This is a genomic window from Janthinobacterium foliorum (assembly GCF_978021625.1).
On record NZ_CDXDQE010000004.1, the window covers coordinates 35,392 to 60,364 of the forward strand.

General features: G+C 65.8%; 21 protein-coding genes. 12 read left to right on the forward strand and 9 right to left on the reverse strand.

All coding sequences use genetic code 11. The features are described 5' to 3' along the window. Nucleotides 1-29: 29 nt before the first annotated feature. Nucleotides 30-1,217: a PepSY-associated TM helix domain-containing protein gene (locus ACZ92H_RS10435; RefSeq protein WP_465049279.1), complete on the reverse strand. Its 1,188-nt coding sequence runs from the start codon at nt 1,215-1,217 to the stop codon at nt 30-32. A 169-nt stretch (nt 1,218-1,386) separates the two neighbouring features. Here ACZ92H_RS10435 and ACZ92H_RS10440 point away from each other — a divergent pair, with 169 nt between their 5' ends. Then, entirely contained in the window at nt 1,387-1,743 is a 357-nt protein-coding gene (locus tag ACZ92H_RS10440) for a hypothetical protein (protein WP_131374988.1), read from the forward strand. 90 nt (nt 1,744-1,833) lie between these two features. Beyond that, on the forward strand, nt 1,834-4,011 hold the full coding sequence (locus ACZ92H_RS10445; RefSeq protein WP_131374986.1) for a TonB-dependent receptor: 2,178 nt from the start codon (nt 1,834-1,836) through the stop codon (nt 4,009-4,011). Nucleotides 4,012-4,078: 67 nt separating this feature from the next. Here ACZ92H_RS10445 and ACZ92H_RS10450 read toward each other — a convergent pair whose 3' ends face one another. The 4 genes from ACZ92H_RS10450 to pdxR form a co-directional block, all read right to left on the reverse strand. Then, entirely contained in the window at nt 4,079-4,741 is a 663-nt protein-coding gene (locus tag ACZ92H_RS10450; protein ID WP_465049280.1) for a uracil-DNA glycosylase, read from the reverse strand. 144 nt (nt 4,742-4,885) lie between these two features. Continuing rightward, a complete protein-coding gene (lipA, locus tag ACZ92H_RS10455; RefSeq protein WP_131374982.1) occupies nt 4,886-5,902 on the reverse strand; it encodes a lipoyl synthase in 1,017 nt (338 codons plus the stop codon). A gap of 38 nt (nt 5,903-5,940) precedes the next feature. After that, a complete protein-coding gene (lipB, locus tag ACZ92H_RS10460; protein WP_465049282.1) occupies nt 5,941-6,645 on the reverse strand; it encodes a lipoyl(octanoyl) transferase LipB in 705 nt (234 codons plus the stop codon). Between the two features lie 79 nt (nt 6,646-6,724). Next, a complete protein-coding gene (gene pdxR, locus ACZ92H_RS10465; protein ID WP_465049283.1) occupies nt 6,725-8,191 on the reverse strand; it encodes a MocR-like pyridoxine biosynthesis transcription factor PdxR in 1,467 nt (488 codons plus the stop codon). A gap of 127 nt (nt 8,192-8,318) precedes the next feature. Between pdxR and ACZ92H_RS10470 the strand changes: the two genes are divergently transcribed. Continuing rightward, a complete protein-coding gene (locus ACZ92H_RS10470) occupies nt 8,319-9,527 on the forward strand; it encodes a multidrug effflux MFS transporter (protein WP_465049284.1) in 1,209 nt (402 codons plus the stop codon). Here ACZ92H_RS10470 and yfcF read toward each other — a convergent pair. Then, nucleotides 9,478-10,116 carry a glutathione transferase gene (yfcF, locus tag ACZ92H_RS10475; RefSeq protein WP_465049285.1) on the reverse strand — a complete coding sequence of 213 codons (639 nt, stop codon included), beginning with the start codon at nt 10,114-10,116 and terminating at the stop codon, nt 9,478-9,480. The two genes, ACZ92H_RS10470 and yfcF, sit on opposite strands and share 50 nt — an antisense overlap. Before the next feature lie 110 nt (nt 10,117-10,226). On the opposite strand from yfcF, the gene gcvA reads away from it, so the two are divergent. Further along, on the forward strand, nt 10,227-11,126 hold the full coding sequence (gcvA, locus tag ACZ92H_RS10480) for a transcriptional regulator GcvA (RefSeq protein WP_465049286.1): 900 nt from the start codon (nt 10,227-10,229) through the stop codon (nt 11,124-11,126). Here the strand turns inward: gcvA and ACZ92H_RS10485 are convergent. The 3 genes from ACZ92H_RS10485 to ACZ92H_RS10495 form a co-directional block, all read right to left on the reverse strand. Then, nucleotides 11,119-11,415, reverse strand: coding sequence for a DUF493 family protein (locus ACZ92H_RS10485; protein ID WP_092799075.1), 297 nt, complete (start codon nt 11,413-11,415; stop codon nt 11,119-11,121). The two genes, gcvA and ACZ92H_RS10485, sit on opposite strands and share 8 nt — an antisense overlap. Before the next feature lie 340 nt (nt 11,416-11,755). Further along, on the reverse strand, nt 11,756-13,648 hold the full coding sequence (locus tag ACZ92H_RS10490) for a DUF6600 domain-containing protein (protein WP_465049287.1): 1,893 nt from the start codon (nt 13,646-13,648) through the stop codon (nt 11,756-11,758). Nucleotides 13,649-13,759: 111 nt separating this feature from the next. Continuing rightward, complete coding sequence (locus tag ACZ92H_RS10495) at nt 13,760-14,401, reverse strand: LysE family transporter (protein ID WP_131374967.1); 642 nt, start codon at nt 14,399-14,401, stop codon at nt 13,760-13,762. Nucleotides 14,402-14,591: 190 nt separating this feature from the next. On the opposite strand from ACZ92H_RS10495, the gene ACZ92H_RS10500 reads away from it, so the two are divergent. The 8 genes from ACZ92H_RS10500 (at nt 14,592) to ccoS (ending at nt 24,944) form a co-directional block, all read left to right on the forward strand. After that, on the forward strand, nt 14,592-15,539 hold the full coding sequence (locus tag ACZ92H_RS10500) for a DUF808 domain-containing protein (protein WP_131374965.1): 948 nt from the start codon (nt 14,592-14,594) through the stop codon (nt 15,537-15,539). A gap of 85 nt (nt 15,540-15,624) precedes the next feature. Next, nucleotides 15,625-16,056, forward strand: coding sequence for an inner membrane protein YiaA (yiaA, locus tag ACZ92H_RS10505; protein ID WP_465049288.1), 432 nt, complete (start codon nt 15,625-15,627; stop codon nt 16,054-16,056). Nucleotides 16,057-16,098: 42 nt separating this feature from the next. Then, nucleotides 16,099-18,210 (forward strand): EAL domain-containing protein, encoded by a 2,112-nt coding sequence (locus tag ACZ92H_RS10510; RefSeq protein ID WP_465052355.1) that lies wholly within the window; start codon nt 16,099-16,101, stop codon nt 18,208-18,210. A gap of 188 nt (nt 18,211-18,398) precedes the next feature. After that, nucleotides 18,399-20,060 carry a methyl-accepting chemotaxis protein gene (locus ACZ92H_RS10515; protein WP_131374959.1) on the forward strand — a complete coding sequence of 554 codons (1,662 nt, stop codon included), beginning with the start codon at nt 18,399-18,401 and terminating at the stop codon, nt 20,058-20,060. A gap of 24 nt (nt 20,061-20,084) precedes the next feature. Further along, on the forward strand, nt 20,085-21,533 hold the full coding sequence (hemN, locus tag ACZ92H_RS10520) for an oxygen-independent coproporphyrinogen III oxidase (RefSeq protein ID WP_465049290.1): 1,449 nt from the start codon (nt 20,085-20,087) through the stop codon (nt 21,531-21,533). A gap of 9 nt (nt 21,534-21,542) precedes the next feature. Next, complete coding sequence (locus ACZ92H_RS10525) at nt 21,543-22,313, forward strand: sulfite exporter TauE/SafE family protein (protein ID WP_465049291.1); 771 nt, start codon at nt 21,543-21,545, stop codon at nt 22,311-22,313. Nucleotides 22,314-22,335: 22 nt separating this feature from the next. Next, nucleotides 22,336-24,765 (forward strand): heavy metal translocating P-type ATPase, encoded by a 2,430-nt coding sequence (locus tag ACZ92H_RS10530; RefSeq protein WP_465049292.1) that lies wholly within the window; start codon nt 22,336-22,338, stop codon nt 24,763-24,765. Then, entirely contained in the window at nt 24,765-24,944 is a 180-nt protein-coding gene (ccoS, locus tag ACZ92H_RS10535) for a cbb3-type cytochrome oxidase assembly protein CcoS (RefSeq protein ID WP_131374951.1), read from the forward strand. Before ACZ92H_RS10530 ends, ccoS begins: the two co-directional genes overlap by 1 nt. The last annotated feature ends 29 nt before the right edge of the window (nt 24,945-24,973 follow it).

Consider the following 24,973-nt stretch of genomic DNA (forward strand, 5'->3'; position numbering starts at 1 on the left):
CCGGACAGCGCAAAGGCTGCCGGAAACTACTATGATGATAGCAAATTCCCGGCACCGGCTTGCGCGCCCCGCGCCTGCCGCCTGCCGCGCCGCCGCTTCCACCACACCAGGGTTCCCGTCAGCATGAACAGCAGCGGCATCACACCGAAGGCGGTAATGAAAGCGCGGCCCGCCACGCCAAAGGCCTGGCCCGAATGCAGGGGAAATTGCCAGCCCAGGAAGCGCTCGCCATACGGCGCCGTCAGCGGGTCGCGGATGCGCAGGGCCTGGCCGCTGCGCGCGTCCAGGGTGAGGCGCGTGGCGCCGTCGCCGTGGGCGACTTCGTCCGGCTGGCGCACGCGGATCTCATACGGCTGCTCCGGTTTCGCCGGCAGCACGATGCGCGACACGCGCGCCTGCGGATACAGAGCTTGCGCGGCAGCCATGGCCTGGCCCGCATCAAGCACGGCGCCGTCCTGCTGCACATTCTTTAATTTCACCGTATCCGGCACCGTCGACACCAGGTCCACCAGCGGCACGACCAGCTGCGGCAGGTTGAAATAGATGCCGGAAAAGGCGATCACGGCCAGCACGGGCGCGGCAAAGAAGCCGGCCGCCTTGTGCAGGGTGTAATTGAAGCGGGGCCAGGAGCCGCCATGCGACACCGTCAGCGCGCGGCGGATGGCCGTCCACTGCAGGCGCGGCCACCACAGATAGATGCCGCTGATGGCAATCAGCAGCAAGAGCACGCCGGAAATGCCCGTGATCGTCTTGCCCACGTCGCCCGACAGCAGATAGCGGTGCAGATGAAACATGCCCGACATCAGCAGCGGGCGAGAGAAACCGAAACGGCCCCAGTCGCGCTCGCCCTTGACTTGCAGGGTATAGGGATCGACCATCACCTGGCGCACGAGGGCCTGGCTGAACGGCGAAGGCTGGCCTGGCTGGCGGTACGACGCCACGTACACGTCGCGCGCATCGGCGGGTGGATTGATCTGGCTCGGCTTGCCATAAGCGGGGTCGGCCGCGAGCCCGTCCAGCACCGCTTGCAGCGTGCGCGGCGTCACCTGGAAGGCCTGGCCCGGCGCGGGCGCGCTGGCTTGCAGCAGCCCGGGATTCAGATACGCGTCAAGCTCCGGCATCCAGGCGATGGCCGAGCCCGTCAAGCCCAGCAGGACGAACAGGGCGCCGAACCACAGGCCCGCATACAGGTGCAGCTTGGCGAACAAGCACTTCATCGGGCGTTTGGACATTGGGAAGAGACTCGCGGAATTTTGGGCTGCGGAACGATAGCATGAATGAGGAGGAGCGAAATCATTATCAACTGGCATACTGCTTGGCCCGCATAGCGCAAATCAATTGCAACAAGCGCTGACAGCGACGGGTTTTTCTTGCTACTATTCGCCCATGTCTTCCCGCCAGCCCACCCGCAAGCCCTACGGCATGCCCGCCCATCACCCGGTGTCCGCCCTCGCGCGCACGCCGTGGCGCCTGTGCGTGGCCCTGTTCAGTGCGCTGGCCCTCGTGTTCCTGCTGTCGACGGCCGCGTCGCACCTGCACAAGACCAGCCTGGACGCGGAAGAGTGCGCGCTGTGCGCCACCGTCATCGACAAGGTGGCCGATATCGCCGTGCCGCCGGCCATCGCCGAGCCGCCCGCCCAATTATTGCCGTACCGCTTGCTGGCCGCCGCGCCTGCCACCCTGGCGCCCGTCGCCATCCTCGTCTTGCCGCCCGTGCGCGGCCCGCCTGCCCTCTCTCTGTAGTTCCCACGCTGTCTTTCCTTTTTCAGGCTGCCCCTTGTCGCGCTTTCAAGCGCGCCGGGCCGCCTGGCGTTGACTATTTTGAGGTTTACCATGCAACACACTCCCCGTCTGAGCGCGCTGTCGCTCGCCCTTGCCAGCCTGTTTACCGTGTCCGCCCATGCGGCCGAGCCGGCCGATGCCAGCCCCACCGTCGCCGATACCGCGACCGACGCTGCGCCACCAGCCATGCAAACAGTGGAAGTCACCTCCGCCCACCTGAAAAGCGCGCGCATCGACCTGTCGCCGAAAGTCGGCACCACCATCTACAGCATCGACAGCCACATGGTCGGCATGCTGGGACAGGGCGACAACACGCCATTCAATGAGGTGCTGCTGCGCCTGCCAGGCGTATCGCAGGATTCGAAGGGGTCCGGCGCCCTGCACGTGCGCGACGACCATGCCAACGTGCAATACCGCATCAATGGCGTGCAGCTGCCGGAAAGCATCAGCGGCTTTGGCCAGTCGATCGACACGCGCTTGATCGACAAGACCGATTTCATCACGGGCGCCTTGCCGGCCCAGTTCGGCCTGCGCACGGCCGGCATCGTCGATATTGAAACCAAGGAGGGCGGCATGACGCCAGGCGGGCGCATCGGCATCCTGGTGGGCAGCCACGACCATGTGGAGCCGAGTGCCGAATTTTTCGGCAGCGTCGGCAAGTTCAACTACTATTTGTCCGGCAGCTACCTGGGCAATGCGCTGGGCGTGGAAAACCCGCAGGACACGCGTAGCGCCCTGCACGACAAGACGCGCCAGAACAAGACCTTCGGCAGCCTGTCGTATTTCCTTGATGACAATACGCGCCTGGGCGCCATGTTCGGCACATATAACGGCCGCTTCCAGATCCCCAACAACCCGGACCAGGCGCCCGGCTTTTCCCTGGCCGGCCACAGCGATGCGCAGGCGGGCACGTCCAGTATCCCCTCGTCGCAGCTCGATGAAAACCAGCGCGAAGTGAACCGCTTCCTCGTGGTCTCGCTGCAAAAAAGCATGGGCGACATCAATTACCAGCTGTCCGCCTTCCACCAGTATTCGGAACTGCACTTCACGCCCGATCCCATTGGCGACCTGATCTACAACGGCGTGGCCTCCGATTCGCGCCGCTCGAACAGCGCGTCCGGCGCCCAGTTCGACATCAGCTACAAAGTACACCAGGACCACACCCTGCGCGCGGGCCTGGCCTACACGCGCCAGAAAACCACCAGCGACAACACGGTGGCCGTGTTCCCCGCCGACGACGGCGCGCAAACGTCCACCACGCCCGTCACGGTGCTGGACAACAGCGGCAAGACGGGCACCCTGTCGAGTTTTTACCTGCAGGATGAATGGCATATCAGCAAACCGCTGACCCTCAACTATGGCGCCCGCTTCGACAAGGTCTCGGCCTATACCAGCGAGCAGCAATGGAGCCCGCGCATCAACCTGGCCTACCAGCTGGCCCCCGGTACGGCCGTGCACGCGGGCTATTCGCGCTACTTCACGCCGCCGCCGCAGGAACTGGCCGCGCAAGGCAGCATCGACCTGTACGCCAACACGACGAATGCGCCGGAAATCGGCCAGTCCGACAACGTCAAGGCCGAGCGCACGCATTACTACGACGTCGGCATCAGCCACCAAGTGAACGCCAAGCTGACCCTGACGGCGGACGCGTATTACAAAAAGATCAGCAATCTGCTGGACGAAGGCCAGTTCGGCCAGGCGCTGATCCTGACGCCATTTAACTATGCGCAAGGCTATGCCAAGGGCCTGGAGCTGTCCGCCATCTACAGCGAGAAAAACTGGGGCCTGTTCCTCAATGCCAGCACGCAAAAGGCGCAGGGCCGCAACATCAATTCGGGCCAGGCCCTGTTTGGCGCCGATGAGTTGAACTACATCAGCTCCCACTATGTCTATCTCGATCATGACCAGAAATACACGATGTCGGGCGGCGGCCATTACCACTTTGGCGATTCGCAAGTGAGCGCTGACTTCCTGTACGGCAGCGGCCTGCGCATGACCCCGGATGGTGGCGCGCCCAATTCCGGCCATTTGCCCAGCTATTTCACGGTCAACACGGCATTGACGCACACGTGGAAGAACACGCCCGTGGGCAAGGTCGAGGGACGCCTGGCCCTGATCAACCTGTTCGACAAATCGTATCTGCTGCGTGACGGTTCCGGCGTGGGCGTGGGCGCGCCACAGTATGGCGCCCGCCGCAGCTTCTATGCCGGCCTTTCGACGAGTTTTTAAGAGTTACGCGCGAGGACAGCGGCAGGGAGCAACGCCTGCCGCTGTCGGTTGCCGTACTGTGTTTAACTTAACCCCAGGCGATGGCCGCCTGGCCATGCGCCTGCAGGTAGGCATTCGCCTGGCTAAACGGCTTGCTGCCAAAGAAACCTTTGCTGGCCGACAAGGGCGATGGATGGGGCGCCGCCAGTACCAGGTGCTTGCCGGAATCGATCAGCGTGCGCTTGGCTTGCGCGTAGCCGCCCCACAGGATGAAGACGAGGTTCGTCCGCTCGGCGGACAGGTGGCCGATGGCGCTGTCCGTCAGCTTTTCCCAGCCCTTGGCCGCATGCGAACCGGCCGCCCCGGCGCGCACCGTCAGCACGCTGTTGAGCAGGAACACCCCTTGCTGCGCCCAGTCCGACAAATTCGTGCGCGTGCGCTCGACACCCACGTCCGTGGCCAGTTCCTTGAAGATGTTCTGTAAACTCGGCTGCGCGGGATGGCCATCCGGCACTGAAAAGCACAGCCCCATGGCGGCGCCAGGCGTGTGATACGGGTCTTGCCCGAGGATCACGACCTTGACCTGCTCGAACGGCGTCAAGTCGAAGGCGCGGAAGATATATTTGCCGGGAGGACAACACGGCCCTGCCGCGTACTCTTCTTTCACGAAGGCGGCCAGGCGTTCCCAGTACGGCTGGGCAAACTCGCCCTCCAGCCGCGCCTTCCACGATGCATCGATGCGTACGTCCATGCGCCACCTCATAGCGTATTTATTAATCATGCCTTTTCAGCATGCCAGTATAGGATGCTCAGCCGATGAGGCGCATACGATACGCACAGGCAAAAAAAAGCCGCCCGGCTCTGCAGCGGGCGGCCTTGATGTTGCGCAGGATACTTAGAAATTCAGCGCCGATTCCACGCCGGCGCTGTGCGCCTGTTCATCCGCATGGTACGAGCTGCGCACCATGGCGCCCACGGCGGCGTGGGTAAAGCCCATCTTGTATGCTTCCTCTTCGAACATTTTGAAGACGTCCGGGTGCACGTAGCGGCGCACGGGCAAGTGGCTGTTCGATGGCGCCAGGTACTGGCCGATGGTCAGCATGTCGATGTCGTGCTCGCGCATGTCGCGCATGACTTGCAGGATTTCCTCGTCCGTCTCGCCCAGGCCCACCATGATGCCGGACTTGGTCTTCACGTCCGGGTACATGGCCTTGAAGTCCTTCAGCAGTTTCAGCGAGTGCAGGTAGTCGGAGCCGGGACGGGCTTCCTTGTACAGGCGCGGCGCCGTTTCCAGGTTGTGGTTCATGACGTCAGGCAAGCCATCCTTGAACAGGTTCAGGGCTTTTTCCAGGCGGCCGCGGAAGTCGGGCACCAGCACTTCGATGCGGGTATTCGGCGACAGGGCGCGCGTCTGCTGGATGCACTCGACGAAATGGCCGGCGCCGCCGTCGCGCAAGTCGTCGCGGTCGACGGAAGTGATGACGACGTAGTTCAGGCGCAGCTTGGCGATGGTTTTCGACAGATTGGCCGGCTCGTCCTTGTCCAGCGGGTCCGGGCGGCCATGGCCGACGTCGCAGAAAGGGCAGCGGCGCGTACACTTGTCGCCCATGATCATGAAGGTGGCCGTGCCCTTGCCGAAGCATTCGCCGATGTTCGGGCAGCTAGCTTCCTCGCACACGGTGACGAGTTTGTTTTCGCGCAGGATGTCCTTGATTTCATAGAAGCGGGTCGACGCCGACGCGGCCTTGACGCGGATCCAGTCCGGCTTTTTCAGGCGCTCGACTTGCTCGATCGGAATGATCTTGATCGGGATGCGCGAGGTCTTGCTGGCGCCTTTTTGCTTTTCGCTCGGGTTGTACGCGGGAACGGCGGTCGCGGCGGGGGCGGTGCTGGAAATGGTCTCAGAAGTCATGGCTGCAAGCCCTTGACGGGCAGTGTTGGTTTGTTTGCTCAGGCATCCGCTGCCTGAGGCGCGCCTGCGGCGCTGTTTACCTCGGTTACATCGAGTAATACGGTCAATTCATGGGCCAGGGCCCGCTGCACGTCGGCCAGCGGCGCCACCACGCCCATGCTGCGCATGTCCACCGTCTTCAGGCCGGAATAGCCGCAGGGGTTAATCCAGGAAAACGGCGCCAAGTCCATCGCCACGTTGAGCGATACGCCATGGTAGGTGCAGCCGTTGCCGCGCACTTTCAATCCCAGCGCGGCAATCTTCGCACCCTTGTCTGGTCCGCCGGCAATATAAATGCCGGGCGCGCCATCGATGCGCTCGCCAGCGAGATTATACGCCGCCAGCACGTTGATGATGGCTTGCTCGATTTTATGCACGAACTGGCGCGCATACAGCTTGCCGCCCGGCTTGTTGCGGCGCAAGTCCATCAGCAAATAAATCACCACCTGGCCGGGGCCGTGGAAGGTGACTTCGCCGCCCCGGTCCGTCTGCACCACGGGCACGTTCTCGGCGCCGGCCAGCAGGTGGCCGCGGTCGGCCGCCAAGCCCAGGGTAAACACGGGCGGATGCTCGACGATCCACAGTTCGTCGCGCGTCTCCGTCGTGCGCGCATCGGTAAACGCCCGCATGGCGGCAAAGGTCGGCTCGTAATCGACGCGGCCCAGCTCGCGGATCAGCGCCGCTTCGGTTCGGGTGGTGGTCATGACAGATTCGGTGGTCAGCTGCCGGCGCCCTGCGGACGCTGCGGCGAAGCCGTGATTATAAGCCAGCCCGCTGTTTCATTCAGGCGTTGTCCACGGGCAACAGCAATCTGCCCAATTTTTGCGCAGCATGGCGCACCTGCGCCAGGCTCAGGGCCGTGTAGCCCAGCAGCACTGCCGGCGCCAGCTGGGCGCCATGGCAAAAGTCGCCCAGCGGCTGCAGGGCCAGGCCATCCTGCGCCGCGCGCGCGCAAAAGGCGCGCGCATCGCTGCCCGGCGGCAGCCACAGCACGCAATGGAAGCCCGCCTGCTGGCCCGTAATCGCGTAACGGCCGGGGGCGATCTGTTCCAGGCAAGCCAGCAGCAGGTCGCGCCTTTCCTTGTAGGCCAGGCGCGCCTGGCGCAGGTGGCGCACGAAGGCGCCGTCTTCCATCCAGGCGGCCAGCGCCAGCTGCTCCGTCACGCCCACGGAGCGCCCCGTCAGCTGCAAGGTGCGCAGCAGCAATGGCCGCAAGCCGGGCGGCAAGACCATGAAACCCACGCGCAGGCCCGCAAACAGCGTCTTGTTGAAGCTGCCGCAGTAAATCACGCGCTGGTACTGGTCCAGCGCCTTGAGGGCCGCCAGCGGCGCGCTCTGGTAATTGAATTCGCTGTCGTAATCGTCTTCCACCACCCAGGCGCCGCTGTCGTTCGCCCATTCCAGCAGGGCCAGGCGGCGCGTGACGGACATGGTCACGCCCAGCGGCGACTGGTGCGCCGGCGTCACGTACGCAACGCTGGCATCGCCGTGCTGGCGCAAGGCGGCGCAATCGATGCCCTCGGCATCGACGGGAATGTCCACGCAGACGGCGCCGCACAAGGCGAACAGGGCACGCGCGGCCGGATAGCCGGGGTCTTCCAGGCAGACCTTGTCGCCATCGCGCACGATGCTGCGCGCCAGCAAGTCGATCGCGTGACGGATGCCGGTGGTGACGACGATGTCCTGCGGGTCGCAGCGGATGCCGCGGTACTTGCCCAGGTAGTCGGCGATCTGCTGGCGCAATGGCGGCAAGCCGGCCGGATCGGCGCTGCACAGCTGCTCCGGCGTGGCGGCGGCCAGCGCGCGCGCGGCGCACTTGGACCAGGCGGCCATGGCAAACAGGCTGGCGTCCGCGCGCCGGGCCACGAAGGGCAAGCCATCGCGCACGCCCGTGTCCGAAGCGGGCACGGAGGCGGTGGCCGGTACGGCCAGGCTGGCATCGCCAAAGCCTGCCATCAAAAAACGCTCCGGCACCACGGCGCACACGCGCGTGCCGGAACCGGGCACGCGCGTCACGTACGCTTCCGCGTGCAGGCGGTCGAAGACGGTTTCGATGGTGCCACGCGACAATTCCCACCGTTCGGCCAGGGTGCGGCTGGATGGCAGGCGGCTGCCCGCCGGCAGCATCTTCGTCAGGATGGCCGAGCGCAGCGCTTCATAGGCGCCATCCTGCTTGCTGACGCCAGCCTGGTCGAGCCAGCTGGTGGGGCGGGGCAAGTCCAGGGCGTGCGGTGATTTTCCTCGCGGCATGATGATGTTCGTCCAAGTGGTCCAATGATTTTTGTGATGACTGGCACTTCGCATTACACCACAAACATTTTACTCTCACCGTTCTGGTGCGCCAGCGGGGCGCACGCCAAGGAAACGTCTACCAATCATGCAGAAACAACTTGCCTTATGGGCCTGGGGCGGCATCGTGCTGCTGCTGGTCTGCCTGTCGCGCATCAGCATCGACATTTATCTGCCCTCACTGCCGGCCATGGCCGATGCCCTGCATGCCAGCGATGCGCAATTGCAACTGACCCTGAGCCTGTTCATGGCCGGCTCGGCCGCCTCGATGCTGGCCTGCGGACCCCTGGCCGACCGCTGGGGACGCCGCCCCGTGCTGCTGGCCGGCACGGGCATTTTTGTGCTCGCCAGCATCGTCTGCACCGTGACCTCCGACGTGCACGTGCTGATCGCCGCGCGCCTGCTGCAAGCGTTCGGCGGCTGCAGCGGCACCATCATCGGCCGGGTCATGGTGCGCGACCGTTTCGATCCCGCCACCCAGGCGCGCATGCTGGGACGCATTTCGATGATGATGGGCCTGTCGCCGATCCTGGCGCCGCTGGCCGGCAGCGTGCTCGATGCCGCATTCGGCTGGCGCGCCGTGTTTGGCGTGCTGTGCGCGCTGGGGGCGCTGTCGCTGTGGCTGATCGCCGCATACGTGCCGGAAACCAGGCCCGCCGATAGCGTGCCGCAAAATAATACCCTGGCGCTGTACCGGCGCCTGCTGGGCGACCGGTATTTCCTGCGCTATGCGCTGGCCATCGGCTGCGTGTATTGCACGTATTTCCCGTTCATCGCGGAATCGTCCGTGCTGCTGCAACGGGGCATGCAGCTGTCGTCCGGCGCGTATGCGCTGGTGTTCGCCCTGACGGTCAGCGGCTATATCGCGGGATCGAGCCTGTTCCGTGCACTGGGGCCGCGCCTGGGCGCCGATTGCCTGCTGGGCGTGGCGGTGGCACTGAATGTGGCGGGCGCGGCCAGCCTGCTGCTGGCGGGCAGCATGGCGCCGCAGTACGTGGCCTCGCTGGTGGCGCCCATGCTGCTGGTGATGGTGTCGGTGGGCATGGCCATTCCCGCCTGCCAGCTGGCCGTGCTGCAGCCGTACGGCGCCCAGGCGGGCAGCGCCTCGGGCCTGTTCTTCTTCGTGCAGATGGCCATCACGGCCGCCTGCGGCGCCATCATCGCCGCCATCACGGACGGCACGGAACAGCCCCTGCTGTGGGTGACGGCGGCGGCCAGCATGGCATTTGCCCTCGTGTGGCGGCTGACTAAGCCCGTTGCGGCAGCGGCACGCCCGCCAGCCATTGCTGCACGCTAGCGCGCTGCCACTGCGCCAGCGCATAGGCGCGCAAAGCGGGCGGCACGGGCGCGCCGCTCTTGATCAGGCGCAAGAGCATCAGCGCCAGATCCGTGTCGGCGATGCTCCAGGCGCCAAACAGGTGCTCGCCCTGCAGCAGTGCGCCGGCGCCGTGCAGCAACTTGGCGGCAGCCGCCTGCGCTTCGGCGGACAAGGGCGCGAACGCGGCCGGGGCTGGGTGAAACACGACGGTGGAATCGCGCTCGTTGCGCAGCGCCAGCAAGTCGCTGCGCAGCCACGCCTGCACCTGCCGCGCCCGCGCGCGCTGGCGCACGCCGCGCGGCAGCACGGAGGGATAGGCGGGCGCGCCGAACACGTCGTCGAGGTAGTCGGCAATCGCATTCGATTCCGCCAGGATAAAACCGTCGTGCTCGATGGCCGGCACGCGCTGCGTCAGGCTGAGGCGGCTGAAGGGCGGCTGGCGCGCCGCGCCCGCGTCCAGGTCGACCTCGCGCACGGTGAATGGAATCTGTTTTTCGCTTAGCGCGACGAAGGTGGAAAAGGTGTACGGGCTGATGCGGTTGCGGTCGACATACAGAATGAGGGACATGGCGGGCCTTCCTGTGGATAAGTGAACAGGATTCATCATACGGCGCCGCGCTGTCCCGTCAAAACGAGTTATATTCGGTATTCTGGTGAATTTTACTCACAACAAACGCCATGTCCAGATTGCCTAATTTTTCAGCACTGCGCGCCTTCGAGGCGGCCGCCCGCCACGCCAATTTTTCGCGCGCGGCCGATGAGCTGCACGTGACGCACGGCGCCATCAGCCACCAGGTGCGCAAGCTGGAAGAGGAACTGGGCACCGTGCTGTTCCAGCGCAACGGCCGCCACGTGACGGTCACGCCGCAGGGGCGGCAATTCGCCCTGGCGCTGGGCAAGGCCTTTGCCGACATCGCCACGGCGGCGCAGGCCGCGCGCCCGGACGCGGCCAGCACGCGCCTGACGATCACCTCGCTTCCCTCGTTTGCGGCGCGCTGGCTGGCGCCGCGCCTCGGGCATTTCATCGAGCGCCATCCGGGCATCGAAGTGGTGCTGCAGACGAGCGGCAGCCTGCAGGACCTGGCCGCCGAAGGCATCGACGTGGGCATCCGCTTCGGCCGCGGCCACTATCCGGGCTTGCTGGTGCAGCCGCTGATGGGCGATGTCTACTATCCCGTCTGCAGTCCCCGCTACCGGGGCGGCCAGCTGCCGGCCACGCCGGCCGACCTGGCGCACGCAACCTTGCTGCGCTCGATCGAACCGTGGCAGCCGTGGCTGGCGGCGGCGGGCTTGCCGCTGTCCGAACCGGCGGGCGGGGTGCTGTACGAGGATTTGTCGATGCTGATACGTTCGGCCATCGATGGCGACGGCGTGGCGCTGGCGCGCCATGTGGTGGTGCTGCAGGAGCTGGCCGCAGGGCGCCTGGTGCGCCTGTTCGGGACGGTCGCGCCCAGTGCCGACAGCTATTACCTGGTCAGCCCGCCCGCCGTGGCGGACAGGCAGCCCGTGCGCGCCTTCCGCGCCTGGCTGCACGACGAAATCGCCGCCTTCCAGGCACAGGACGCGCTGCTTACATGACGATCTTGACCATCGGGTGGCCCGACAGCGCCGTGTACAGGGCGTCGAGCTGCTCGCGGCTGATGGCGCGCACGGTGACGGTCAGGCCCGTGTAGTTGCCCTTGCCCGATGGACGCTCTTCCATGCGGCCCGCGTGGAAGGTCGGATCGTGGCTGATGACCAGTTCCAGCATGGTCGGGGCGAAGTCGACATGCGTCGGACCCATGATCTTGATGGGAAAGTCGCTTGGATATTCGATCAGCGATTCGCTGGGAGGAATGACGTGTTCGGTGGGAGGGGTGGTTTGCATGGAAATTCCAATCAGTGCCGGTCAGGACAGGCGGCGCAGCGTACATCGCGCGACGGCTGCATAAAAGCGTATTGTAGCCAACTTTGGGGGCGGCTGCGCCCCGCGCCGTGGCGCCGGCGCGGCGGAAAAAAAAAGCCAGCTGGATCAGCTGGCGAAAACTATTTCGTTTGAACAAAATAGCCGGAAAATTGATGCTCTCGCACCACAAGGATTGCGCTGTTCCGCAATCACGCCACTGTAGACAAAACAGTGCCGCCGTGCCGCCGGCATGTGACGAACTGCCGCTTTGGCGGCATGAGCGCCGCCCTGGCGCGACCAGGCGGGATGATGACGGCGGCCGTCAGCGGTCCGATACCTGCTCCCGGCCATTACGGCCGACGCTGCCGCGCTCGCTGTTCCTTTCATTGCCGCGCTCGTTTCCGCGTTCACGCGGCGGGCTGGCACGTTCCGTGCGCACTTCCTGCGCGGGGCGGGCAGCGGGCGCCGGCATCGGCTGCGGCGCCGGACGCGGCGCCGCTACCGGTGGCGGGGCCGTTTGCAGCGTTTCGCGGCGCGCACTGCGTTCGCTGCGCTCGCGCTCCCAGCGGCCATCGTCGCGGCGCGGGGCCTCGGCCGGCCGTTCCATGGCCGGGCGCTCCATGGCGGGACGCTGCGGCGCCCGTTCGACGCGCGGACGCTCGTCGCGCTGGCGCTCGTCGCCACGCCACACGGGCTGGCGCGCCACATGGTCTTGCACCGGTGGCAAGACGGGCATGGACGGCATCACGGGCGGCGATGGCACGGGCGGCGACGGCGGCGGCGCGGGTTGCGGCGGCCTATCCGGCATCGCCGGCATCGGCGGCCGTGCTGGCTGGGACGGCAGCGCAGGGCGGGGCGCCACGTGCGCCTGGCCATCGTCCGTCTGCAGGCGGCCAGGACGGTGGACCCAGTCGCGCGGCCCACGGGGGCCACTGTCCGTGCGCGGCCGTTCGGTGGGACGCTGCCAATTGCCCGCTGGCGGAGGCGCCGTGCTCAAGGGCAAACTTTGCATGACGGGCGGCGGCAGGGTGGTGCGGTTGCGGCGCGGCACGTCCACCGTGCGCTGCCCGCCAAAGCGATCGCCGGGCAGCATGCTCATGCCTTCGCGGCGTTCGCGCTCGCCCGCCACGGGACGGCGGCCATCGGCGTAGCGGTTGAGGCGGTGCTCATAGTCGCTGCTGGCGCGGTAGCCAGGCACGTAGCGGTCGTGCGGCGAGAGGGGGAACCAGCCCACGCCAGGGCGCTGGCCGTGGCTGGACCCGGCAGCTGGCCCATGGTTGCCGCCGACCCAGCCCACCAGCGCCGGCGCCCAGGGCACGCGCGCGCGGTCGCGTCCCGGTGCCCAGCCCCAGCGCTGGCCGCGCAGCACCCAGCGGCCGTAATGCGACGGCGCATAGCCCCACGGCGCATTGTCGACCCAGGTCCAGCCCCATGGGGCGATCCAGGTCCAGCGCCCGTCGCTGTACGGCGCCCAGCCCAACGGCACCGTGCTGGGCAGCCACAGCGGGCCATATTCCGCGTCATCCTGCCAGGCGCCGTAGCGGTCCAGCTCTTCATAGCCGGTGGTATCGTCCGTGACATAGCGCAAGGCCGGCGTGGCGACGGGCAAGGCTTCGGGCCAGTTGTCGAAGGCCACGCGCTGCAGGGCGCCCGTGCGCAGCTCGTCGTCCGTCAATTCCGCGCGCTTGCCGGCACGCAAGGTGATGCTGGCCGTCGTGCCATCCACGTCCGCCGCGCCTTCGAGCACGCTGACGACGCTGGTGCCGGGCTGGCGTTGCGCATCGATGCGCACCCAGCCAGGTTCGGTGAGCGTCACGCGGGTCTGGGCGGTGGTCAATTCCAGACCGCGCAGCGCGTCCGGGCTGCGCACGCGCACGCTGACACTGCCATAGCCGAGGTGCAGGCGAAAACTGTCGTCATCGAGCTCGCTCACTTCCAGCTCGGAATCGCCATCGAGGCGCACGGCGGCACCGCCCACGCGAAACTCGGCCAGCGCGCCGCGCATGGTGTTCAGGCGGTTATCCGTCGTGACGGGCCAGTTCAGCAAGGCGTTTTGCGCCTCGCCATCGCCGGCGCGCACCAGCACCTGGCCTTCGACGGTGGAAATGCGCCCAACGCGGGCGGGCGGGTCCTGCGCCAGGGCGCAGCTGCATGCCGACGACAGCAGCACGGCGCAGAGGGTTTTCAACAGGGGCAGGGGCAGGGTCGGACGCATGGCGCGCTCCAGGCAGGACGGACAGGGATGAAAGGTAGACTGCAGCCCGATTACAGTCCTATCGGGCCGGCACCGCAAGCGGGCTTACAAATGTTTGCATTTTGTCCTGTTTCAGGACGCTGCGTGGCTGCCCCGCTTGACGAAGAACAAGGCCGCGCCCACCGCCATCAGCAGGCCGCCAAAAAAGCGGTTCTGCTTTTTCACGGCGCGGGCATCGCGGAAAAAACGCTGCATCGACGAGGCCAGGAAGGCGTAGCTGTGCATCACGATCAGATCGATGGTGCACATGGTCACGGCCAGGATCAGCAATTGCGGCAGCAGCGGCGCCGTGGGGCTGATGAACTGCGGCAGCACCGCCACCATGAAGATGATGCCTTTCGGATTCGTCACATTGGTCAAGAAACCCGTCAGCACGCGCCGGCGGCCCGAGGGCAGCACGGCGGCCGCATGCAGGTCGCCCGCCACGGCCACCTTGGCGCGCCACTGCGACAGGCCCAGGTAGATCAGGTACAGCGCGCCCACCGTCTTGACGATGTTGAACGCCACTTCGGATGCCAGCAGCAAGGACCCCACGCCGGCGCCGGCGATGGCCAGCACGACCAGCAGCCCCAGCTGCAAGCCGAGGATGGTGGCGCTGGTCTTTTTCACCCCGTACGACAGGCCGTGCGACATCGACAGCACGGCGCCCGAACCGGGCGAGACGGCGATGATGGAAGCGGCGATGACAAAGGTGATCCAGGTGGCGAAGGGCATGCGGCGTCCAAAAAAATGATGATTAGCAATTTTACCCCGGCCAGTGCGGGCCTGCCGGCCATCCCTGGGGTAAGATCGGTGTCACGCCCTCGCTGCGCTTTTCCTTGCCGTACAACCAAGAATAACATCATGAAAAACAACACTTTCCTAGCCCGGACCTTCCCTGCCTTCCCCGTGGGAGCCCGCTGAGATGGCCGGCTCCAGCCTGCTGGCCCTGCTCGACGACATCGCCAGCATCCTCGATGACGTTTCCCTGATGACCAAGGTGGCCGCCAAGAAAACGGCCGGCGTGCTGGGCGACGACCTGGCCCTGAACGCGCAGCAAGTCGCTGGCGTGCGCGCCGAGCGCGAATTGCCCGTGGTGTGGGCCGTCGCCGTCGGTTCGCTGAAGAACAAGGCCATCCTCGTGCCGGCCGCGCTGGCCATCAGCGCGTTTGCCCCATGGGCCATCACGCCGCTGCTGATGGTGGGCGGCGCCTACCTGTGCTTCGAGGGCTTTGAAAAGCTCGCCCATAAATACCTGCATCCGGACGACAGCCACAAGGCCGAACTGGCGCAGGCGCTGCGCGACCCGCAAGTGGACCTCGTGGCGCTGGAAAAGGACAAGATCAAGGGCGCCATCCGCACCGATTTCATTTTGTCGGCGGAAATCATCGTCATCGCGCTGGGCACGGTGGCTGCGGCCACCTTCGCCGAGCAGGTGGCCGTCGTCGTCGGCATCGCCATCATCATGACGGTGGGCGTGTACGGCCTGGTGGCCGGCATCGTCAAGCTCGACGATGCGGGCTTTTACCTGTCCGCGCGCAAGGGCGCGGGCGCGCTGATGCAGGGCGTGCGGGCGTTTGGCCGCATGCTGGTCTCGGCGGCACCGAAGCTGATGAAATTTCTCTCCGTGGTGGGCACCTTGGCCATGTTCATGGTGGGCGGCGGCATTCTGACGCACGGCTGGCCGTGGGCCAGCGCCATGCTGCACCAGGTGGAAGTGGCCGTCGGCGGCGTGGCCCTCGTCGGTCCCGTGCTGGCCGCCATCACGCCCAGCCTGATCAATGCGGTGGCGGGCGTCATCGCCGGCGGCCTGGTGCTGGCCGGCGTCACGGCCGTCTCGGCTTTGTTGCGCATGATCAAGTCGCGCAAATAGGCTTTCTGGTCTGATGAGGCGGCAGGCGCATCCGTGCCTGCCGCCCCGGCCATGCCGGCGGCGCCTGCCCGCCCATGGAGACCCTATGCAGACGACTTCCTTCCAACGTCCCAGCAGTGCCTTTATCGGTGCCTCCTGGCTGGCCCTGCTGATCGGCATCCTGACTTATCTGGCCGGTCTGTGGAACGCCGGCATGGCGCTCAACGAGAAGGGCTATTACTTCACCATCCTCGCCTACGGCCTGTTCGCCGCCATCTCGCTGCAGAAATCCGTGCGCGACCGCAGCGAAGGCATCGCCGTGACGGGCATCTATTTCGGCCTGTGCTGGATTTCCGTGCTGCTGGCCTTGCTGCTGCTGACGGTGGGACTGTGGAACGCCACCTTGCAGAACAGCGAAAAGGGCTTCTATGCCATGGCATTCCTGCTCAGCCTGTTTGCTGCCGTGGCCGTGCAAAAGAACGTGCGCGACGTGGCGCGCGCCGCGGCGGCCACGCCCGGCGAGGTGGCGGGAACTTAAACGCCGCGCAGGCATCTATACCCGTATCCAGACGGGGAGGGGATGATGAGCGACCAGCAGAAACGTTTGCAGATGGCCCTGGAAGCGGCGCACATGGCAATCTGGGATTCGCGCATCGTCCATGGCCAGGTCATCGATGGCACGGTCAGCTGGTCGGCCAAGGGCGCCACCCTGCTGGGCATGGAAGAGCGCCCGCTCACGCATGCGTTCCGCGCCTTTCTCGACTGCGTGCACGCGGACGACCGCGACAAGGTGGTCAGCGTGCTGCAGGAAGGCGTGCGCCAGCGCGACGGCTACGCCCTGCAATACCGCGTCGTCTGGCCCGACGGCAGCGAACACTGGCTGGCGGCCAAGGCGCAAGTATTCATGGACGCGGCCGGCCATCCGGAGCGCACCCTGGGCATCATCTGGGATATCACGGAACACATGGCGCGCGAGCTGATGATCGCCGAGCGCAAGGAACTGGCCGAGGTGACGCTCAGTTCCATCGGCGACGGCGTGATGACCACCGACCCGTTCGGCAAGACGCGCTACCTGAACAGGGTGGCCGAGCAGTTGACGGGCTGGAGCAGCCAGATGGCCGAAGGCCTGGACATCGGGGACACCTTGCACCTCATCGATGAGCACACGGGTCAGCCGCTCGAACACGTGGCCATCAGGTGCCTGCGCCAGCGCCAGGCCATCGGCATGTCCATGCATACCCTGCTGATCACGCGCGACGGACGGCGCATCGCCGTCGAGGAATCGGCCGCCCCCATCTGGTCGCGCGAGGGCGACATCCTCGGCGCCGTGGTCGTGTTCCGCGACGTCAGCCATGAACGCAAGCTGACCCAGCAACTATCCTGGCAAGCCACGCACGATACCCTGACCAACCTGATCAACCGGCGCGAATTCGAGCACCTGGTGGCCGGCGCCCTGCACACGGCCAAGCAGGAGGGTCATGTGCATGCGCTGCTGTACCTGGACCTGGACCAGTTCAAGGTCATCAACGACACCTGCGGCCACGGCGCCGGCGACGTGCTGCTGCAGCTGTTGTCCAAGATGCTGCAGGGACAGATGCGCGACAGCGACATCCTGGCGCGCCTGGGCGGCGATGAACTGGGCGTGCTGCTGCCGCATTGCCCGCTCGACCACGCGCGCCTGATCGGCGAGCAACTGCGCCAGTCCATCCGCGAATTCCGCTTCGCCTGGGGCGAACGCAGCTTCGAGCTGGGCGTGAGCATCGGCATCGTGGAAATCAACCAGGACAGCAAGTCCATGAGCGAGCTGCTGAGCGCGGCCGACCAGGCCTGCTACCTGGCCAAGGAACAGGGGCGCAACCGCATTCACGTGTACCAGGAGTCCGACGTCATGCTGGCGCAGCGGCATGGCGAAATGCTGTGGATTTCACGCCTGAACGAAGCCTTCGAGCACGATTATTTCCGCCTGTACGCCATGCCCATCGTGCACCTGCACGACCAGCCGGAATTCCACGACGAGGTGCTGATCCGCATCCGCAACAGCAAGGGCGACCTGATCCTGCCCGGCGCCTTCATTCCCGCCGCCGAACGCTACGACATGATGCTGTCCATCGACCGCTGGGTGATCCGTGCCGTCTGCCACCATATCCAGAGCGTGCGCGACAGCCTGCCGCCCATCGAGGCCATGACGGAAAGCCGGCGCCGCGCGCCGGCCCTGTACTCGATCAACCTGTCGGGCGTCTCGCTGGCCGATACGGGCTTGCAGGACTACATCACGGCGCAGTTCGTGCACTACGCGATCGCCCCCGAACAGATCTGCTTTGAAATCACGGAAACGGCCGTCATCGCCAACCTGCCCAAGGCGCAAGCCTTCATGCACAAGCTCAAGGCGCTCGGCTGCCGATTTTCGCTCGACGACTTCGGCAGCGGCTTTTCCTCGTTCGGCTACCTGAAGGCCTTGCCCGTCGACTACCTGAAAATCGACGGCGTCTTCGTGCGCGACATCGCCAGCAACGCCATCAACCGCGCCATGGTCAAGGCCATCAATGAAGTGGGCCACGTGATGGGCCTCAAAACGGTGGCCGAATACGTGGAAGACGACGCCACCCTGGCCGTCATCCGCGAGCTGGGCATCGACTACGCGCAAGGCTACGCCGTGGGCAATCTGCGGCCGCTGACGGCGGGCAGCGACTAGCGCACGGCAGCCCGCCGTAAAACATGCCGCATTGCTATCGTTAAATACGTGCAAGCACGACCAATCTGGAGGATTTTGATCTACATCAATAAATTTGCGTTGGCGACTCCTTACACTGATCTCCGTTCTTGCAATCGTGCAAGTCTTACTCACCAATTGCTTATTTAACTGATCAGGAAGCCGCGACCATGCGCCAAAATTTGCCAGTGACTAACCGTGAAGTCCTCGTCTTGGACGATCAGGCCATCGTGTCGAAAACGGATATGAACGGCAATATCGTGTATGTGAATCCGTACTTCAGCCAGGTCAGCGGCTTCAGCGAGGCTGAACTGCTCGGTTCGCCGCAGAACATCGTGCGCCACCCGGACATGCCGGCCGAGGCGTTTGCCGACCTGTGGGCGTCGATCCAGGCGGGCACGCCATGGACGGGCCTGGTCAAGAACCGCTGCAAGAACGGCGACTTTTACTGGGTGCGCGCCAACGTCACGCCCATCCGCGAAGCGGGCAAGACCGTCGGCTACATGTCCGTGCGCGTGAAGGCCGACAAGGACCAGGTCAAGGCCACCGAAGAAGCGTACGCCGCCATCCGCAACAAGGAAGGCGGCAATATCGTCATCAAGAACGGACAGATCGTGCGGCCGGGCCTGGCGCACCTGCTGCACAGCCTGACCCACATGTCGCTGAACCTGCGCATCTGGGCCGCCACCTCCATCGTCAACTGTCTGCAACTGCTGGTGTGCATCATCAGCCTGTTCGCCGCCGGCGGCGAGATCACCAATTACGCCATCTTCGGCGCTACCCTGTTCGGCTTCCTGATCAACGTCTTCCTCTGGTACACCTTGCGCATGTCCGTGCTCAAGCCGCTGGGCAAGGCCCTGAACGGCGCGCGGGCCATTGCCGCCGGCGACCTGTCGGGCAGTTTCGAAACGGACAGCACGGATGAAATGGGCCAGCTGCTGCGCGCGCTGCAGCAAATGAACAGCAACCTGATCGCTACCATCCGCGACGTGCGCATCAACGTGGAAACCATGGCCGTGGCCACCAAGCAGATCGCCGTCGGCAATATGGACTTGTCGGGCCGCACGGAATCGCAGGCCGCCAGCCTGGAAGAAACGGCCTCCAGCATCGAGGAATTCTCGTCCACCGTGAAACAGAACGCGGACAATTCCGTGCAGGCGAACGAGCTGGCCGTGGCCGCCTCGAAAGTGGCGGTGCAGGGCGGCGAGATCGTTTCCGACGTCATCACCACCATGGATGAAATCAACACCTCGTCGAAGAAGATCGTCGACATCATCGGCCTGATCGAAGGCATCGCCTTCCAGACCAACATCCTGGCCTTGAACGCGGCCGTGGAAGCGGCGCGCGCCGGCGAGCAGGGCAAGGGCTTTGCCGTGGTGGCGGGCGAGGTGCGCAACCTGGCACAGCGCTCGTCGGTGGCAGCGAAAGACATCAAGCAGCTGATTGAAATTTCCGTCGGCAAGGTGGGCGCCGGCATGCAGCAGGTGAACCGCGCCGGCGCCACCATGGAGCAGGTGGTCAGCTCCGTCAAGCAGGTGACGGCCATCATGCAGGAAATCTCCATCGCCTCGCGCGAACAGAGCATCGGCGTCGACCAGGTCAACCAGGCCATCGCCCACATGGACCAGGTGACGCAGCAGAACGCGGCCCTCGTGGAAGAAGCGGCCGCGGCGGCCACGCGCCTGGCGGAGGAGGCGGCCAGCCTGTCGCAAGCCGTCAGCCTGTTCAATTTCGGCAAGATGCCGCCGCCGCGCCGCGTCGCCATGCCCGGCGGCAAATCCGGTGCCGCGAATACCGGCAAGAGCGCCGGCCTGAAACGCCTGGCCGCCTAAACTTTTCAAGAATTAAAACACATCATGCCTACACTACTCAGCAGTGCTTCCGCCGAACTGGACGCCGTCGTCGAATTCGACCCGGTCATCATCGGCAAGATGAGCCAGTCCGGCCCGCGCTACACGTCGTATCCCACCGCCGACCGTTTCAACGGGGACTTTGGCTATGGCAATTTCCTCGAAGCGCTGGCCGCCCTGCGCATGCGCGGCGGCCGCCGCCCGCTGTCGCTGTATGTGCACGTGCCGTTCTGCGACACCCTGTGCTACTACTGCGCCTGCAACAAGATCATCACGAAAGACCGCAGCAAGGCAGCCACCTATCTCAGCTATTTAAAACAGGAAATCGCCATGCAGGGCAAGCTGTTTGCCGGCATGAACCAGATCGAGCAGCTGCACTTCGGCGGCGGCACGCCCACCTACCTGAGCGAAAAACAGATGGACGAACTGATGCTGCATTTGCGCCAGCATTTCGAGTTCGCCGCCGATGAAGATGGCGAATACTCCATCGAAATCGACCCGCGCACGGTGTCGCGCGAACGCGTGTTCTCGCTGCGCGCGCAAGGGTTTAATCGCATCAGCCTGGGCGTGCAGGACTTTGACGACGACGTGCAGAAAGCCGTCAACCGCATCCAGCCGGAAGCGGAAACGGTGGCCATCATGCAGGCGGCGCGCGACGCCGGCTTCCGCTCGATCAGCATCGACCTGATCTACGGCTTGCCCAAGCAAAACCTGGAGACGATGACGGAAACCCTGCGCAAGGTGATCTCCGCCAGCCCGGACCGCATCGCCCTGTACCACTACGCGCACATGCCGCACCTGTTCAAGCCGCAGCGCCGCATCCTCGACGCCGACATGCCCGACAGCGCCACCAAGCTGGCCATGCTGGGTTTGTGCATCGCGCGCCTGACGGCCGCCGGCTATGTGTACATCGGCATGGACCATTTCGCCAAGCCCACGGACGACCTGGCCGTGGCGCAGCGCCAGGGCCGTTTGCACCGCAACTTCCAGGGCTATTCCACGCGGGCGGAAGCGGACCTGATCGCCTGCGGCGTGTCCGCCATCAGCTCCGTCGGCGCCGTCTACAGCCAGAATGAAAAAACGCTGGACGCCTACTATGAAAAACTCGATGAAGGCGTGCTGCCCATCGCGCGCGGCATCAAGCTCGATACGGACGATCTGCTACGCCGTATCATCATCCAGATGCTGATGTGTAATTTCGAATTATCGATCGCCACCATCGAACAGGCGCACCCCGTGCAGTTCCGCAGCTACTTCGCCAGCGAACTGGAAAAGCTGCGCGAACTGGCGCGCGACGGCTTGCTGGTGATCGAGGAAGACTGGCTGACGGTCACGCCGAAAGGGCGCTTGCTGATCCGCAATATCTGCATGGTCTTCGACCGCTACCTGACCCTGGCCCGCGCCAGCGCCACGCCGGACGCGCCGCAGCCGCTGCGCTACTCGAAAACCGTGTAGCACCGCCCCATGAATGCCCTGAGCTTCCTGCCGCTGTTCATGGTCGGCCTGGCCGGCAGCGTGCACTGCATCGGCATGTGCGGCGGCATCGTCGGCGCCCTGTCGCTGGGCGGTGGCACGCCAGCGGCGCCCGCGCGCCCCGTGATCGCCATCGCCGTGGCGCGCCCGGCATGGCAGACAAGCGTGCAGACCAATGCGCTGCGCGTGCTGGCCTACAACGGCGGGCGCATCGCCAGCTACATGCTGGCCGGTGCTGTCGCGGGCGGCATCGCCGGCGCCGGCATGCTGAGAATCGCCACCCTGCAAGTGGCCGGCTACTGGCTGGCCAACCTGATGCTCGTTGCCCTGGGCCTGTACCTGATGAACGCCTGGCGCGGCCTGGCCCATCTGGAGGCGGCAGGCAACGTGATCTGGCGCCGCGTGCGCCCTTTATTGAAACCCCTGATGCCGATGGATACCGTCTTCAAGGCGCTGGCCGTGGGCGGGCTGTGGGGCTGGGTGCCGTGCGGCATGGTCTACAGCGCCCTGCTGACGGCCATGCTGCAAGGCTCGGCCCTGCATGGCGCGGCCGCCATGGGTGCCTTTGGCCTGGGCACCTTGCCCATGCTGTTCGGCATGGGGCTGCTGGGCACGCGCCTGCGCGCGCAGCTGCAGCGCCGTCCCGTGCGCATCGCCAGCGGCGCGCTGGTGCTGGGCTTTGGCGTGCTGGGCTTGCTGCGCGCCGCCAATGGCGTGTCGCTGGGCTGGCTCGACGCCCTGTGCGTCACGGGCCATCCATGAACAGACGCATGAAAACAAACTTATGAATGCTGTACTACAACCAGCCGCCTGCTTCCATTGCGGCCTGCCCGTGCCCTCAGGCTCCAGCTGGAACGTCACCATCGACGACGTGCCGCGCGCCATGTGCTGCCCCGGCTGCGAAGCGGTGGCGCACACCATCGTCGACATCGGCCAGAGCGCGTATTACCGCGAGCGCGACGAATACGCCGTCAACGCGGCCGGCGCCGCCATGGTGCCGCCCGAATTGCGCCTGTACAGCAATGACGATGCGCAATTCGCGCGTGACGCCAGCAGCTGCGAAGCAACCCTGTCCGTCGAAGGCATCCGCTGCGCCGCCTGCGTCTGGCTGATCGAGCGCCAGCTGACGCGTTTGCCCGGCGTGCAGGCGGCCAGCCTGAACGTCGCCACGGAGCGCCTGTACGTGCGCTGGAGCCGCGCCGACTGCGAGCCGGGCGACATCCTGCAAGCCGTGCGGCAAGTCGGCTACACGGCCTATCCGTATGACGCCGTGCGCCATGGCGAGCGCCTGCAACAAGCCAGCAAGACCCTGGGCCGCCAGCTGTTCGTGGCCGGCCTGTCGATGATGCAGGTGATGATGTACGTGGCCCCGTCCTACCTGGCCGCCGAGGATGGCACCCTGGACGACAGCATGGCCAGCCTGATGCGCTGGGCCAGCCTGCTGCTGACGCTACCTGCCATCTGCTATTCCGCCATGCCCTTCTTCCAGGGCGCCTGGACCAGCCTGCGCGCGCGCACCCTGGGCATGGACGTGCCCGTCGCGCTGGGCATCCTCGCGGCCTTCTTCGGCAGCGTGGTGGCGACGTTCACGGGCCGCGGCGAGGTGTATTACGACTCGGCCACGATGTTCATCTTCCTCTTGCTGTGCAGCCGCTATTTCGAGCTGCAGGCCCGCCGCAAGGCCGCCTCCGCGCTGGAGCGCCTGCAGCACGCCTTGCCCGCCTCGGCGTCGCTGATGGCGGGCTTCCCGGACAGCCGCGCCACCACCCTGGTGCCGGCCGGCAGCCTGGCCGTGGGCGACATCATCCTCGTCAAACCGGGCGAGGCGATCGCTGCCGACAGCGTCATCATCGAGGGCACGAGCGCGCTCGATTTATCACTGCTGACGGGCGAAAGCGCGGCGCAGCGCAGAAAAACGGGCGAGCGCGTGCCGGGCGGCGCCATCAACGCCAGCGCGGCGCTCATCCTGCGCGTGCTGAAACCGGCGCGCGAAAGCACCCTGTCCGACCTGTTAAAACTCATCGAGCGGGCCGGCAGCGGCAAGCCGCAGATCGCGCAATGGGCGGACAAGGTGGCCGCCTGGTTCGTGCTGGGCCTGCTGCTGTTTGCCGTCGCCGTGTTCGCCTTCTGGAGCTGGCACGATCCCGCGCAGGCGTGGCCCGTGGCCATTGCCGTGCTGGTCGTCTCGTGCCCCTGTGCACTCTCCCTGGCGACGCCGACGGCGCTGGCCGCCGCCACCGACAGCCTGCTGCGGCGCGGCGTGCTGATCGTCCAGCCCCACGTGCTGGAAACCCTGCACCGCGCCACCCATATCGTCTTCGACAAGACGGGGACATTGACCCTGGGCCGGCCCGTGCTGCGGCAAACCGAAGCGCTGGGCAGCATGGACGATGACGCCTGCCTGCAAGTGGCCGCCGCGCTGGAAGCGGGCAGCGCCCATCCGCTGGCGCAGGCGATCCTGGCGGCGGCAGGCGACCGCGCGCGCGCGCATGCGCAGCAGTTGCAGGAAGTGCAGGGCCAGGGTCTGGAAGGCGTCGTCGACGGCGTGCGCTACCGCCTGGGCAATGCGGCCTTTGTCGCCGCCATCGCCGGGCCGCCGCTGGGCGACACGGCCGTCGGCATGCAGGGCATGACGCCGCTGTACCTGGGCGCGCAGGGACGCTGGCTGACGCGCTTCCTGCTCAGCGATGCGCTGCGCCCGGAAGCGGCTGACGTGGTCGCGTATTTCCACCGGCGCGGCAAGCAGGTGGTGCTGCTCAGTGGCGACCAGGAAGCGCTGACGCAAAGCGTGGCGGCGGAAGTGGGCATCGCCACGGCGTGCGGCGAATGCCTGCCCGATGAAAAACTCGACTTCGTGCAGCAATTGCAGGCGACGGGCGCCGTGGTGGCGATGGTGGGCGACGGCATCAACGACGCGGCCGTGCTGAGCGCGGCCGACGTCTCCTTCGCCATGGGCTCCGGCGCCGCGCTGGCGCAAGCGCATGCGGATACGGTGCTGCTCTCCAGCCAGCTGGTTTCCGTGCTGGACACGGCGAAGACGGCGGCGCGCAGCATGCGCATCATCCGCGAAAACCTGGGCTGGGCCACCTTGTACAATCTGACCGCCATCCCGGCCGCCGCGCTGGGCTATTTGAACCCGTGGCTGTCCGGCGTCGGCATGGCCGCCAGTTCGGCCGTCGTCATCGCCAATGCCTTGCGCCTGCGGAAAATGTAATGGAAGCCCTCTACCTCCTCATCCCTTTGAGCGTCATCGTCGTCTTCATCGCCCTGTGGGTGTATTTCACGGCCTCGGACAGCGGCCAGTTCGACGACCTGGTAGGACCGGGCCTGCGCGTGCTGCAGGACGATGACGCGACCGCCAAGCCGGCCCCCGGCGACGCGCCGCCCCCTTGATTTTGCCAGTCCGGCAAGCGCCGTTGCGG

Bases quoted from the DNA above. Each gene is read 5' to 3' on its own strand.
- ACZ92H_RS10435 (WP_465049279.1), bottom strand. From the start codon at position 1,217: ATGAAGTGCTTGTTCGCCAAGCTGCACCTGTATGCGGGCCTGTGGTTC.
- ACZ92H_RS10440 (WP_131374988.1), top strand. From the start codon at position 1,387: ATGTCTTCCCGCCAGCCCACCCGCAAGCCCTACGGCATGCCCGCCCAT.
- ACZ92H_RS10445 (WP_131374986.1), top strand. From the start codon at position 1,834: ATGCAACACACTCCCCGTCTGAGCGCGCTGTCGCTCGCCCTTGCCAGC.
- ACZ92H_RS10450 (WP_465049280.1), bottom strand. From the start codon at position 4,741: ATGGACGTACGCATCGATGCATCGTGGAAGGCGCGGCTGGAGGGCGAG.
- lipA (WP_131374982.1), bottom strand. From the start codon at position 5,902: ATGACTTCTGAGACCATTTCCAGCACCGCCCCCGCCGCGACCGCCGTT.
- lipB (WP_465049282.1), bottom strand. From the start codon at position 6,645: ATGACCACCACCCGAACCGAAGCGGCGCTGATCCGCGAGCTGGGCCGC.
- pdxR (WP_465049283.1), bottom strand. From the start codon at position 8,191: ATGCCGCGAGGAAAATCACCGCACGCCCTGGACTTGCCCCGCCCCACC.
- ACZ92H_RS10470 (WP_465049284.1), top strand. From the start codon at position 8,319: ATGCAGAAACAACTTGCCTTATGGGCCTGGGGCGGCATCGTGCTGCTG.
- yfcF (WP_465049285.1), bottom strand. From the start codon at position 10,116: ATGTCCCTCATTCTGTATGTCGACCGCAACCGCATCAGCCCGTACACC.
- gcvA (WP_465049286.1), top strand. From the start codon at position 10,227: ATGTCCAGATTGCCTAATTTTTCAGCACTGCGCGCCTTCGAGGCGGCC.
- ACZ92H_RS10485 (WP_092799075.1), bottom strand. From the start codon at position 11,415: ATGCAAACCACCCCTCCCACCGAACACGTCATTCCTCCCAGCGAATCG.
- ACZ92H_RS10490 (WP_465049287.1), bottom strand. From the start codon at position 13,648: ATGCGTCCGACCCTGCCCCTGCCCCTGTTGAAAACCCTCTGCGCCGTG.
- ACZ92H_RS10495 (WP_131374967.1), bottom strand. From the start codon at position 14,401: ATGCCCTTCGCCACCTGGATCACCTTTGTCATCGCCGCTTCCATCATC.
- ACZ92H_RS10500 (WP_131374965.1), top strand. From the start codon at position 14,592: ATGGCCGGCTCCAGCCTGCTGGCCCTGCTCGACGACATCGCCAGCATC.
- yiaA (WP_465049288.1), top strand. From the start codon at position 15,625: ATGCAGACGACTTCCTTCCAACGTCCCAGCAGTGCCTTTATCGGTGCC.
- ACZ92H_RS10510 (WP_465052355.1), top strand. From the start codon at position 16,099: ATGATGAGCGACCAGCAGAAACGTTTGCAGATGGCCCTGGAAGCGGCG.
- ACZ92H_RS10515 (WP_131374959.1), top strand. From the start codon at position 18,399: ATGCGCCAAAATTTGCCAGTGACTAACCGTGAAGTCCTCGTCTTGGAC.
- hemN (WP_465049290.1), top strand. From the start codon at position 20,085: ATGCCTACACTACTCAGCAGTGCTTCCGCCGAACTGGACGCCGTCGTC.
- ACZ92H_RS10525 (WP_465049291.1), top strand. From the start codon at position 21,543: ATGAATGCCCTGAGCTTCCTGCCGCTGTTCATGGTCGGCCTGGCCGGC.
- ACZ92H_RS10530 (WP_465049292.1), top strand. From the start codon at position 22,336: ATGAATGCTGTACTACAACCAGCCGCCTGCTTCCATTGCGGCCTGCCC.
- ccoS (WP_131374951.1), top strand. From the start codon at position 24,765: ATGGAAGCCCTCTACCTCCTCATCCCTTTGAGCGTCATCGTCGTCTTC.